The sequence below is a fragment of the Selenomonadales bacterium 4137-cl genome, assembly GCA_032334055.1.
Taxonomy (GTDB): Bacteria; Bacillota; Negativicutes; order Sporomusales; family UBA7701; genus Anaeroselena; species Anaeroselena agilis.
On sequence record JAUOZS010000001.1, the window covers coordinates 4,208,699 to 4,221,253 of the forward strand.

General features: G+C 52.4%; 11 protein-coding genes. All 11 read left to right on the forward strand.

Annotated elements, in window-relative coordinates; translation table 11 throughout:
* The first annotated feature begins 15 nt into the window (after positions 1 to 15).
* Positions 16 to 1,191: an O-antigen ligase family protein gene (locus tag Q4T40_21570; protein MDT8903828.1), complete on the forward strand. Its 1,176-nt coding sequence runs from the start codon at positions 16 to 18 to the stop codon at positions 1,189 to 1,191.
* A 171-nt stretch (positions 1,192 to 1,362) separates the two neighbouring features.
* Complete coding sequence (locus tag Q4T40_21575) at positions 1,363 to 3,207, forward strand: nucleoside-diphosphate sugar epimerase/dehydratase (GenBank protein MDT8903829.1); 1,845 nt, start codon at positions 1,363 to 1,365, stop codon at positions 3,205 to 3,207.
* Entirely contained in the window at positions 3,170 to 4,528 is a 1,359-nt protein-coding gene (locus tag Q4T40_21580) for a nucleotide sugar dehydrogenase (protein MDT8903830.1), read from the forward strand. Before Q4T40_21575 ends, Q4T40_21580 begins: the two co-directional genes overlap by 38 nt.
* 8 nt (positions 4,529 to 4,536) lie before the next feature.
* Positions 4,537 to 5,589, forward strand: coding sequence for a Gfo/Idh/MocA family oxidoreductase (locus tag Q4T40_21585; GenBank protein MDT8903831.1), 1,053 nt, complete (start codon positions 4,537 to 4,539; stop codon positions 5,587 to 5,589).
* On the forward strand, positions 5,586 to 6,341 hold the full coding sequence (locus Q4T40_21590) for a DapH/DapD/GlmU-related protein (protein ID MDT8903832.1): 756 nt from the start codon (positions 5,586 to 5,588) through the stop codon (positions 6,339 to 6,341). Before Q4T40_21585 ends, Q4T40_21590 begins: the two co-directional genes overlap by 4 nt.
* A complete protein-coding gene (locus tag Q4T40_21595) occupies positions 6,338 to 7,477 on the forward strand; it encodes a DegT/DnrJ/EryC1/StrS family aminotransferase (protein ID MDT8903833.1) in 1,140 nt (379 codons plus the stop codon). The genes Q4T40_21590 and Q4T40_21595 overlap by 4 nt, the downstream gene beginning before the upstream one ends.
* A gap of 82 nt (positions 7,478 to 7,559) precedes the next feature.
* Entirely contained in the window at positions 7,560 to 8,102 is a 543-nt protein-coding gene (locus tag Q4T40_21600) for a winged helix-turn-helix domain-containing protein (GenBank protein ID MDT8903834.1), read from the forward strand.
* Positions 8,103 to 8,126: 24 nt separating this feature from the next.
* A complete protein-coding gene (locus tag Q4T40_21605; protein ID MDT8903835.1) occupies positions 8,127 to 9,143 on the forward strand; it encodes an NAD-dependent 4,6-dehydratase LegB in 1,017 nt (338 codons plus the stop codon).
* Positions 9,140 to 10,309: a LegC family aminotransferase gene (locus Q4T40_21610; protein ID MDT8903836.1), complete on the forward strand. Its 1,170-nt coding sequence runs from the start codon at positions 9,140 to 9,142 to the stop codon at positions 10,307 to 10,309. Before Q4T40_21605 ends, Q4T40_21610 begins: the two co-directional genes overlap by 4 nt.
* A gap of 13 nt (positions 10,310 to 10,322) precedes the next feature.
* Positions 10,323 to 11,483: a UDP-N-acetylglucosamine 2-epimerase gene (gene neuC / locus Q4T40_21615; GenBank protein MDT8903837.1), complete on the forward strand. Its 1,161-nt coding sequence runs from the start codon at positions 10,323 to 10,325 to the stop codon at positions 11,481 to 11,483.
* Positions 11,476 to 12,555: an N-acetylneuraminate synthase gene (gene neuB, locus Q4T40_21620; protein MDT8903838.1), complete on the forward strand. Its 1,080-nt coding sequence runs from the start codon at positions 11,476 to 11,478 to the stop codon at positions 12,553 to 12,555. Before neuC ends, neuB begins: the two co-directional genes overlap by 8 nt.

A 12,555-nucleotide genomic window follows, 5' to 3' on the forward strand; every position in this document is an offset into this window, starting at 1 on the left:
AATGGGAGAGAAAACATGCCAGCTGTCGACCGGTTGGATACCGCCATCAAGTATTTGGTGCTAGCTTTCGCCGCCGTGATGGGCTTCTCCCGCGGCGGCATTCATACTGTTGCCTGGCTGCTGATCGTGACGGCGGTTCTCCGGTTCTGCTGGCGACCTTTCCCGGTGCCACTGGATAAGGAGCTGAAAAGAGCGCTGCTGTTGTTTTTCGGCGCGCTGACCATTGCGTCGCTGTTTTCCGGCGACATTGCGGCGAGCGTCAAATTCCTTGGCTTAAGTGTCGTCAAAATCCTACCTTTTTTTATCGTTATCGCGGTCGTCAAAGAGCAAAATGTCGTCGAGCAAGCGACGGTACTGATGGCGGGGTCGATGTTGGTCGGTGCCGCGATTGCTACCTGGCAAGGACTGCATGGCATGCATCGTGTGGGAGGCACGCTTGGGACAATGGATTTTGCCGGCATCGTCGGTCTGCTAGTGCCGGTGTTGCTTGTCAAGGGCTTTGAGGAAACCACGGGCAAGAAGGTTCGGATACTGTACATCATAGCGGCTGCCGTCGCCATGACGGCGATGATGTTCAACGGCACCAGGGCCGTGTGGGTGACGCTGGCGGTTACCTGTATTCTTTTCGTGACAATAAGCCTGATAATCAACTGGCGAAAAAACCGGCAGGCGGCGGTCATGGTATGCGCGCTGCTGCTGATTATCGTGCTGGCTTTCATTAATACCCCCAGTCTTAATCACCGTCTGCACACGATAACCGATACAAAGTTCAAATCCAATCATGAAAGAATCCTGATGTGGCGCTACGCCATCGATGTATTCACCGATCATTGGCTGTTAGGGGTGGGGCCGGCGACACTGCCGACGCTGCCGCTGTCGCCGGAGGAGGAAGTAAGGCTCAGGCAGAACCCGACATACGGGCATGTGCACAACAACCTGCTGCAGATTGCCGCCGAGAGCGGAATCGCCGGCGGACTTGCCTACCTGTTTCTTTTCTACACAATCCTTAAAACCACAGTCAGGAAGATGCGGCAGGCTGCCACGCAGAGCTGGGCGATGATAGCCTTCCTGTGCACGACCGACTATCTGATTCACGGGATGTTCGACTACACTTTCAACATCCCGACGATTATGTACAGTTTCTGGCTAATAATCGGGCTGGCTTATGTCAGTATGTCGCAGGAACACTGATCCCGAAATATATTGAAAGGACCTTCCATTTCTTACATATGCAAGATGGAAGGTTTTTTCTTTTTTGTGCAGAATTCAACACAATCGGAGACGAATTGACAAATGGGTGGTTAAGAAGTGAGCCGGATAGCCAAAGCCTTTTTTCTCATGGCGCTAGACGCAGTGATTGTAATGGCAACGCCGTACTTATCCCTATACGTTAGATTCGAGGGCAGTGTCGAAGTAAAGTATTTGCTAACAATGCTGGGCTTTTTGCCGTTCATTGTCCTCGTTCGACTCGCAACTTTTTATATATTCGGGTTGTATAATCGCTTGTGGCGGTATGCGAGCATCAACGAACTGGTCGCGATTATCATGGCTGTTACGGCAAGCTCGGTTGTATTAACTGTTGTGATGTACTGGTCAGATTCAGGCATACCTCGTTCAAGCTATTTACTTACATGGTTATTCAATATCGCCCTCATCGGTGGCAGCCGGCTGGGAGTTCGCATCCTCTATCATATCCGCCAGCGCCAGGCCAGCCGCAGCGTCAACGTGCTGATCGTCGGCGCGGGCGACGCTGGGGCGATGATCGCCCGTGAAATCCAGCAGCGGGTATATGACGACAAAAAAGTCATCGGCTTTATCGATGACGATTTAGGCAAGCATAGTCAGATGCTGTACGGGGCAAAGGTGCTGGGGACGCGGGACGACATCACCAGGATCGTGGTCGACTGCCAGGTGCAGGAAATAGTAATTGCGATGCCATCGATCGGCGGTCGCCTGCTGCGGCAAATTATGAAAGAGTGCAAAAAGACAAACTGCACTATCAAAGTCGTTCCCGGCCTGTACGAGCTTATTGACGGTAAGGCGTCGATCGACCAACTGCGCAATGTTGACCTAGAGGATCTATTGCGCCGCGAGCCGGTGCGGCTTGACTTGGATGAGATCGCAAACTATCTTGCCGGCAAGAGGGTGCTGGTCACGGGGGCGGGCGGCTCGGTGGGGTCGGAGTTGTGCCGCCAGATCGCCAAGATAGGACCGCAAAGTCTGATACTTGTGGGGAAAGGCGAAAACAGCATTTACGAGATCGACCGCGAACTGCGAGGGAAATACCCAACTTTGCCGTTAAAACCACTAATCGCCGATATTAGGGATGCAAACCGCATTAATAACATATTTGATACATACAAACCGGAAGTAGTGTTTCACGCCGCAGCCCACAAGCATGTACCCCTGATGGAAATGCAACCCGAAGAAGCAGTCAACAACAACGTGTTTGGCACCAAGGCGGTCGCAGAGGCCGCCGAACGACACGGCACGGCGATATTCGTGATGATTTCGACCGACAAAGCGGTCAACCCGACAAGCATTATGGGGGCTAGTAAACGCCTGGCCGAACTGGTTGTTAACAATTTAAGTAAAAGCAGCAAAACAAAGTTTATCGCCGTGAGGTTCGGCAACGTGCTAGGCAGCCGAGGCAGCGTCATTCCGCTGTTCCGTCAGCAGATAGCGGCCGGCGGCCCGGTGACTGTCACCCACCCGGAAATGACGCGCTACTTCATGACTATCCCGGAGGCAGCCCAGTTAGTTCTGCAGGCGGGAGCGATCGCCCAGGGCGGAGAGGTATTCGTCCTCGATATGGGCGACCCTGTAAGAATAGTCGATCTGGCCCGAGACCTCATCGAGTTGTCGGGGTTCATCCCTGAGACGGAAATCCCGATCGTCTTCACCGGCATAAGGCCGGGGGAAAAACTGTTCGAGGAACTGCTGACTGCCGAAGAGGGCACGATGGCGAGCAGGCATGAAAAAATCTATGTCGCCAACCTGAGACCGATCAGCAAGGACAAGCTTAACCGAGGAATAAATAAACTCAAGACGCTTGCGGCAGCGGAAGATATCATCAACGTCCTGGAAGAACTCGTACCCTATTACCGGGAGGCTAGAAGCGTCCATGGCATTAAGACCGCAACAGATAAACAAAGGGAGAAGGAATACGGTGAAACAAGCGGACGAAACCAATCGGCAGCCCAGTGATCATGCCGCCCAGCTAAAAGAAAAAATAGTCACCAGAACAGCGAGAGTTGGCGTCATCGGCCTCGGCTACGTGGGACTGCCACTGGCGGTCGAAAAAGGCAAGGTCGGTTTCGAGGTGATAGGTTTCGACCGCAGCGCCAAACGGGTCGCCCAAGTCAACGCCGGCGAAAACTATATCAAAGACGTGAAGGACGAAGAACTTAAAGCGCTGGTTGTTAATAAGAAACTGGTGGCGACAGAAGACTTCGCCAGGCTGAAAGAGGTCGACGTCATCGTAATATGCGTACCGACCCCGCTTACAATCACCCGCGATCCGGACATCTCCTATATCGTCAACGTCACCAACGCCATTGCCAAGCACCTACGGAACGGTCAGTTAGTGACTCTAGAAAGCACCACCTACCCCGGCACGACATCGGAAGTCATCCTGCCTGAGCTGGCCGCCGACGACAAAGAGGTCGGCAAGGACTTTTTTCTGGCCTTCTCACCAGAACGGGTGGACCCGGGCAACAAGCGCTACACTACCCAGAACACCTCTAAGGTGGTCGGAGGGATAACGCCGGCATGTCTCGACGTTGCCGCCACTTTCTACCGCCAGACCATCTCCCACGTGGTGCCTGTATCTTCGACCGAAGTCGCGGAAATGACAAAGGTATTCGAGAATACATATCGAGCGGTGAACATCGCGCTGGTAAACGAGCTGATGCTGCTGTGCGACCGGATGGGCATCGACATATGGGAGGTCGTAGAGGCGGCCGGCACCAAGCCGTTCGGCATTCAGACCTTCTATCCCGGGCCTGGCGTGGGCGGCCACTGCATACCGATTGATCCGTTCTACCTGACATGGAAAGCCAGAGAATTCGATTTCCATACACGGTTTATTGAGCTGGCGGGAGAAATCAATATCCAGGCTTCATATCACGTTATCGACAAGGTCATCCGGGTGCTAAGCGGCAGCCACAAATCACTGGCGGGCGCGAAGATTCTCATACTGGGCGTGGCCTACAAGAAAGACATCGAAGACTACCGCGAGTCACCAGCGATGAAGATCATCGACCTGTTGCTCAAGCGACAAGCCTTGGTTCAGTATCATGACCCTTACGTGCCGGAACTGCAGACGCACGATCCCTATACTTGGAGCATGCAGGGCAGCCAACTGACTCCTGAAATTCTAGCACAGGCAGATTGCGTCGTCATCACAACGGATCATACCAACATCGATTACGACTATGTCGCCGAATACGCCAAGCTGATCGTCGACACCAGGAACGCTTGTCAAAAGGTGAGCGCCGAGTATAAGCACAAAATAACCAAAATTTAGGAGAAATAATGAAAATACATGGTTTTGGACTTATCGGCTGCGGCCGCATCGCCAAAAACCACCTGCAAGCGATATCTTCCCATAAATATGCCAGGCTTGCGGCGGTCTGCGACATCGACGCGGGCAGGCTGGCGGAAGTAAAGGAACAATACGGCAGCACGGCCTACATTGACTACCGTGAGATGATCAAAGACCCGAAGATCGAGATAGTCAACATCTGCACCCCCAGCGGCCTGCATGCGAAAATGGCGATTGAGGCCATGAACGCCGGCAAGCACGTACTGGTGGAAAAGCCGATGGCTATGTCGCTACATGAAGCAAACGCGATGATCGATGCGGCGGATCAGAACGGTGTGAAGCTTGGGGTGGTACACCAGAACAGGTTCAATAAAGCAATCGTCAAAGTGCGTCAAGCATTGGAAGAAGGCCGTTTCGGCAAACTGACCCACGGTGCGTTGACCGTGAGGTGGCACCGGGACAAGAACTATTACGACCAGGCCCCCTGGCGGGGTACCTGGGCCCAGGACGGCGGCTGCCTGATGAACCAGTCAATCCACAACATCGACCTGCTGCAGTGGATGATGGGACCGGTGGAATCGGTATTCGCCTATACTGCTACCAACGCGCGCGAAATAGAGGGCGAGGACGCCGCGGTGGCTGTGCTGAGATTCAAGAACGGCGCGTTCGCCACGATCGAAGCCTCCACCACCGTCTATCCCCGCAACCTGGAAGAAACACTGCACATTTTCGGCACGACCGGCACGGCCGGCGTAGGCGGAGTGGCAGTCAACAAAATCGAAGCATGGCGGTTCGAAGGCGTGGACGAAGCCGCCGTGCTCACCGACCAGGACAAGGAACCGCCTAACGTATACGGCTTCGGCCATTACGACATCATCAAGGACTTCATCGACGCGGTAGATGGCGGACGCCAACCTGCCGTTCCCGGCGCGGAAGGGTGCAAGGCGCTGGAAATTATCCTCGCCATCTACCATTCAGTAAAATATCGGGAGGAAGTAAAGCTGCCGCTGACGGAAAAGTTCATGATAGGGGTGGGCTTATGATCAATCACATCGATCCCAAGGCCCGACTTGGCCAGGGAGTGATGGTCGGCTACTTTTCCGTAATTGGGAAAGACGTTCAGGTGGGCGACAACGTCACCATCGGCAACAACGTCACTATCTGGGATGGCACGGTAATCGGCGACAACGTCCAGATCGGCGACGGCAGCGTCATCGGCAAGCAGCCGAAGCCCAGCAAAACGAGCACCGTAAAATACGAAGACGTCCTGCCGCCACTCGTCATCGGCGCCAACACTACGATCGGCGCCAACGCCGTAATCTACGCGGGCGCCACTATCGGCGAAAACGCCCTGATTGCCGATCTTGCATCGGTGCGGGAAAACTGCAAAATCGGCAACTTCGTCGTCGTCGGCCGCGGCGTCGCGGTGGAAAACAAAACGACCATCGGCGAATATACAAAAATCCAGACGGGCGCATACATCACCGCCTACATGGACATCGAAGACCATGTCTTCATCGCCCCGATGGTCACCTTCACCAATGACAACTTCATGGGCCGCACGAAAGAACGGTTCAAATTCATAAAGGGAGCCACCGTAAAACGCGGCGCCCGCGTCGGCGGCGGCTCGATAATCCTCCCTGGGGTGGTAATCGGCGAAGAAAGCTTTGTCGCCGCCGGAGCACTAGTCACCAAAGACACTGGGGAGCGGAAAGTCGTTATCGGCCTACCGGCCAAAGAAACGCGTACCGTGCCCGGCCGCGAACTGCTGGAAAACCAGGAGGACAAGAAATGAACTCCGCGCGGGAAATCCCTTTTATCGACCTAAAAACCCAGCAAGAGAGGATCAAAGCCGAGCTTGACGGCAGAATCGCCGCCGTGCTTGAGCACGGTCAGTACATAATGGGACCGGAAGTCTACGAACTCGAGAAAAAACTGGCCGAATACACTGGCGCTAAACACTGCATTACGGTTGCCAACGGCACCGACGCCTTGTTGATCGCCATGATGGCGCTCGACATCAAGACCGGCGATGAAGTGATTACCACCCCTTTTACCTTCGCCGCGACAGCCGAGATGATCGTATTTATCGGCGCCATACCCGTATATGTGGATATCGACCCTCGGACCTACAACATCGACGCGAATCTCATTGAGGCGGCAATCACGCCCCGCACCAAGGCAATCATTCCGGTAAGTCTGTTCGGTCAATGCGCCGACATGGATGCCATCAACGACATCGCAGAAAAGCATGGCCTCGCCGTCATCGAAGACGCCGCCCAAAGCTTCGGCGCCACTTACAAGGGGCGCAAGTCGTGTAACCTGTCCACCATCGCCTGCACAAGTTTCTTCCCTTCCAAGCCGCTCGGTTGTTACGGCGACGGTGGCGCATGCTTCACCAGCGATGACAACCTAGCGAAGAAAATGCAACAAATCCGGCTTCATGGTCAGGACAACCGGTATCATCACGTTCGCATCGGCATGAACAGCCGCCTTGATACTCTTCAGGCGGCAGTATTGCTCGCCAAGCTTACCGTCTTCGAACAGGAGACGGAGATGCGGCGGAATATTGCCGGAAAGTACGGGAATTTGCTGGGCCTCGCAAATGTTGTCGTACCGTTTGTCGAATCATTCAATACCTCAGTTTACGCCCAATACTCGATACTCGTAAACGCAAGAGACGCTATGCAGCAAGAGTTAAAGCAAGCGGGGATTCCGACTGCTGTTCACTATCCCGTGCCACTCCATCTCCAGCCTGCTTTTGCGGAATTTGGTAAGTCCCAGCACACCTTACCGGTAACCGAAAGTATCGCGAAGAGGATAGTGAGTTTGCCTATGCATCCCCATCTTGACGATAAGGCAATGGGTAATATTACGAATTGCATAACGAAATTTGCGCGGCAGTTTTCTACTTTGAATGCAGGAAAATAGCAATAAAAATCGAAATGTGTTAAATGAGTAAAAAAATTACTCGTTTTACGCGTTTCTTTTTTATGGTTATTGGGAGAACATCATGCTTGATTCAATCATTACCTCGAAAACACGCATCAAAATGCTACTGAGGTTCTTTCTTGATTCCGACCGTTCCGCCTATCTCAGAGAGTTGGCAAAAGAACTTGGCGAATCGTCTAATGCGGTGCGAGTTGAACTAAATCATCTCAGCAAAGCACATCTGATTGAATGCGTTTCTGAAGGACATACGAAGTGCTACAGGGCGAACAAAGACCATCCGCTGTTTTTTGATTTGCATAACATTGTCCGTAAAACTCTCGGCATCGACAAACTGTTAGAGCATATAGTGACAAGACTCGGAGACGTTAAGGTCGGCTTAGTAACTGGGGATTACGCCCGCGGGATTGATAGCGGCATCATCGATCTTTTACTCGTCGGCAATATTGACCGCGTCTATCTCGACGAACTTGTTCGCAAGGCCGAAAGATACCTAAGCAACAGAAAGATTCGCTGTTTGTGCCTTAGTGAGGAAGAGTTTCCCCGGTTTCTTGACAGAATCAGACGAGAAAAAGGGATATTGGAGATATACCGGAGTGATGCATAGCCGGGGGTCTCTTTTTTAAGGAGGATGGCTTTGAATCTTAAGCACAAAAAGATACTTGTGACCGGGGCGGACGGTTTTATCGGCTCACACTTGACCGAAGAACTGGTACGCCAGGGGCGCGATGTTCGAGCGTTCACCCTATATAACTCTTTTAACTCCTGGGGGTGGCTTGACAGTTTTCCGCGAGATATAAAAAATAGCATGGAAATTTTCGCCGGGGATATCCGTGATCCTCACGGGGTAAAGCAAGCTGCCAAAGGCTGTGATCTTATACTTCACCTGGCTGCCCTGATTGCTATTCCATACTCTTATCATTCCCCCGATACGTACATTGACACAAATATCAAAGGGACGCTTAACGTCCTGCAGGCAGCAAGGGAGCTAGCCATTGAAAAAGTTGTCCACACATCAACAAGTGAGGTCTACGGCACGGCAAAGTTTGTGCCTATTACCGAAGAGCATCCGCTTCAGGGGCAGTCTCCCTACTCGGCGACAAAGATCGCGGCTGATCAGTTGGCAATATCCTTCTACAATTCCTTCAGTACACCAGTGGCAATTATCAGGCCCTTTAATACCTATGGACCGCGCCAGTCGGCCAGGGCTATTATCCCGACCGTCATAACCCAAATTGCCAGCGGTGCTCGTCGTCTAAAGCTCGGTGCTTTGCATCCCACCAGGGATTTCAACTATGTAAAAGATACGGTACGTGGTTTCATTGCCATAGCCGAAAATGATTCTTCTGTAGGAGAGGTCATTAATATCGGCAGCAATTATGAAGTAGCGATAGGTGAAACCGTACAAACGATTGCCGAAGTTATGGGTGCCGAGATAGAAGTAGAAACAGAAGCAATAAGGCTGCGGCCAGAAAAAAGTGAGGTTGAACGCCTCTGGGCGGACAACGGAAAGGCCAAAACATTACTGGGATGGGAACCTCAATACGGAGGAAAAGAAGGCCTGAAACGGGGGTTAGCGGAGACGGTGGCTTGGTTTAACGATTCGGAGAATCTAAAAAACTACAAAGCCTTCGCCTACAATATATGATTACGTACGCCAGGAGCCGAAACGAAATTATCTCAGCTGTGAAAAGCTGCCTCCCTTCTCAGGAAAAGAGCATCGGCCTACATGAGCCCTGCTTTGCCGGCAAAGAGTGGGAGTACATTAAAGACTGCCTCGATACAGGTTGGGTTTCTTCGGTAGGAAAATACGTGGACACTTTCGAGGAGAAGCTGGCTGAATATACGGGTGTAAGAAGAGCAATAGCCGTTGTCAACGGAACAGCAGCCCTCCATATTGCCCTCAAACTGGTCGGCGTAGAGCAGGGAGACGAAGTGTTGGCTCCCGCCATGACCTTCATCGCCACCACGAATGCCATCACTTATTGTGGTGCAATACCGCATTTTGTTGATAGCGAGAAACGAACCATGGGCATCGACCCCTACAAACTTGCCGATTACCTATCGGAAATCGCCGAGATTCGCGATAGCTGTTGCTTCAACAGTCACACCGGGAGGCGGCTAAAAGCTGTACTTCCCATGCACACCTTTGGGCATCCGGTGGATCTTGACCCCCTAGTAGACATATGCAATCGATGGAGATTAGAGCTCGTGGAAGACGCCGCCGAATCACTCGGGTCGTACTATAAGGGCCGTCATACCGGAAACTTGGGGAAGGTTGCCGCACTCAGCTTCAATGGCAACAAAATCGTCACCACCGGCGGCGGGGGCGCCATCCTCACTAATGATGAAGAACTGGGGAGAATAGCCAAACATATCACGACGACGGCCAAGCTGCCTCATAAATGGGCATTCAACCATGACAAGGTAGGCTACAATTACCGACTGCCAAACATCAATGCCGCCTTGGGTTGCGCCCAGATGGAACAACTGCCCGCCTTTCTCGCCAACAAGCGCGCGCTGGCGGCAAGATACGAGCAAGCTTTTGCCAGTGTTGACGGGATTGAGTTTTTCAAAGAAACCGAGTTTGCCACAAGTAATTACTGGCTGAATGCTATATTGCTTAACGACGGTTTTGCCGCAGAACGCGACACAATCCTTGAGATGCTGCATCAAAACGGCTTGCTCGCACGGCCGGCATGGACGCTGATGCACAAGCTGCCTATGTATGCGAACAATCCGCGGGCAGACTTGAGTACTGTAGAAAACCTGGAGCAGCGAATCATCAATTTGCCCAGTAGTGTATTTTTATGAAAGTAGCGGTGTTATGAGAAAGATCTGTGTCGTTACGGGTACGCGGGCAGAATATGGCTTGTTATATCCAATTATGAAGCGAATTCAGGACGAACCAACGATGGAGTTACAGATCGTGGCGACCGGAGCCCACCTATCTCCGGAGTTCGGTCTTACATATAAATGCATAGAAAGCGACGGCTTTACAATTGATGCCAAGGTGGAGATGCTGCTATCCAGTGACACCGCGGTGGGAGTAGCCAAATCGATAGGGTTAGGAGTTATCGGTTTTGCCGAGGTGTTGGATCGCCTGAATTCCGATATCTTGGTCGTCCTTGGCGACCGTTACGAAATACTCGCCGCCGTGCAGGCGGCCATGGTAGCCCGGATTCCCGTCGCCCACATCGCTGGTGGTGATACGACCGAAGGGGCCATTGATGAGGCCATTCGACATAGCATCACAAAAATGGCGCATCTTCATTTTGTCACAAACCAACAAGCGGCAAACCGGGTGCGGCAGATGGGTGAGGACCCGCAGCACATCTTTTGCGTCGGAAGTCCCGGCATTGACGCAATAAAAGAGACGCCCCTGCTTTCGCGACAGGAGTTGGCTACTGAGTTAGATTTCACCTTCTTAGAGAAAAATCTACTCATTACCTATCACCCGGTTACCCTGGAGAGCGCTGCAGCGAAATGGCAAATCGAAGAACTGCTGAAGGCGCTGGATTATTTCGGACCGACAATGGGGCTGATTATTACCAAACCTAACGCCGATACGGACGGAAGAATTATTAGCGAAATGATAGATAGCTATGTAGCCGGGCGGACAAATGCCAAAGCTTTTGTCTCCCTCGGCCAGCTCAGATATTTGAGTACTATAGCGCAGGTTGACGTTGTTGTAGGAAACTCTTCCAGCGGATTATACGAGGTACCAAGCTTTAAAAAACCCACCGTGAACATCGGTGACAGGCAAAAGGGCAGACTTGCTGCCAAATCAGTAATCCATAGTGGCTATAAATCGGAGGAAATTCGCGATGCCATCCACCAAGCCTTAGGTTATGACTGCTACGATATCGAGAACCCTTATGGCGACGGCAATTCAGCTTCTCAGATAGTGGCTATATTGAATTCCTATGACAACTATAAGCTGCTTCTCAAGAAACATTTCTATGAATGGGTTGTTGATCGTGAATAGACATGTATTTATCATTGCTGAAGCTGGAGTAAACCATAACGGCTCAGTCGAGTTGGCCAAAAAGCTAATCGACGCCGCTGTCCAAGCCGGGGTTGACGCGGTAAAGTTTCAGACGTTTTCCGCCGACAGCCTGGTTAGCGGGGACGCACCCAAGGCTGAGTACCAACGGGTTGCATCCGGGCTGCAAGAATCCCAATACAAAATGCTCAAAAAACTGGAGATGGATGAGGCTATGCACAATACCCTTATGCATTACTCCACGTACAGCGGAATCGAATTTCTCTCTACACCGTTCGATGAAAACAGCCTTGACCTTCTTAGCAATCGGCTCGGATTAAATCGTATCAAAATACCGTCGGGCGAAATCACCAACGCCCCGTTTTTGCTCAAGATAGCCAGAACGGGTAAGCAGGTAATTCTTTCGACCGGGATGAGCACCCTCGGAGAAGTCGAAACCGCATTGGGGGTATTGGCTTTCGGCTATCTCGGTGGTAAGAGCAAGCCATCACCACATGCGTTTGCCAGGGCGTTCGCATCGACGGGCGGACACAGAAAGCTCCAGCAAAAAGTGACCCTGCTCCACTGCACTACCGAGTATCCCGCCCCCTTCGAGGATGTCAACCTGCAGGCGATGGACACGCTCAGGAAGGCATTCGGCTTGCCGGTGGGGTACTCAGACCATACCGACGGCATTGCTGTGGCGATTGCCGCCGTCGCTCGCGGCGCGGTCCTTGTCGAAAAGCACCTCACTCTGGACAAGCGCCTTCCGGGACCGGACCATAAGGCGTCCCTTGAACCGGATGAATTGACTGTTTTGGTGCGATCTATCCGCCAGGTCGAGCAGGCGCTAGGTACCGGCCTGAAGGTACCGGCGACAACCGAGATCAAGAACCGCCTGGTGGCGAGGAAAAGCCTGGTAGCGACCCAGGACATCGGCAGAGGAGAACCTTTCAGTGAAAGTAATCTGTCCGTAAAGCGGCCGGGCGACGGCTTGCCGCCCCTGCGTTACTGGGACATGCTCGGACGTAAAGCAACGAAGAATTATTGTAAAGATGAGAGAATTTTGGAGTGA

Excerpts from the sequence above, each read along its gene's own strand:
- Q4T40_21570 (MDT8903828.1), top strand. The coding sequence starts at position 16 with ATGCCAGCTGTCGACCGGTTGGATACCGCCATCAAGTATTTGGTGCTA.
- Q4T40_21575 (MDT8903829.1), top strand. The coding sequence starts at position 1,363 with ATGGCAACGCCGTACTTATCCCTATACGTTAGATTCGAGGGCAGTGTC.
- Q4T40_21585 (MDT8903831.1), top strand. The coding sequence starts at position 4,537 with ATGAAAATACATGGTTTTGGACTTATCGGCTGCGGCCGCATCGCCAAA.
- Q4T40_21590 (MDT8903832.1), top strand. The coding sequence starts at position 5,586 with ATGATCAATCACATCGATCCCAAGGCCCGACTTGGCCAGGGAGTGATG.
- Q4T40_21595 (MDT8903833.1), top strand. The coding sequence starts at position 6,338 with ATGAACTCCGCGCGGGAAATCCCTTTTATCGACCTAAAAACCCAGCAA.
- Q4T40_21600 (MDT8903834.1), top strand. The coding sequence starts at position 7,560 with ATGCTTGATTCAATCATTACCTCGAAAACACGCATCAAAATGCTACTG.
- Q4T40_21605 (MDT8903835.1), top strand. The coding sequence starts at position 8,127 with ATGGCTTTGAATCTTAAGCACAAAAAGATACTTGTGACCGGGGCGGAC.
- Q4T40_21610 (MDT8903836.1), top strand. The coding sequence starts at position 9,140 with ATGATTACGTACGCCAGGAGCCGAAACGAAATTATCTCAGCTGTGAAA.
- neuC (MDT8903837.1), top strand. The coding sequence starts at position 10,323 with ATGAGAAAGATCTGTGTCGTTACGGGTACGCGGGCAGAATATGGCTTG.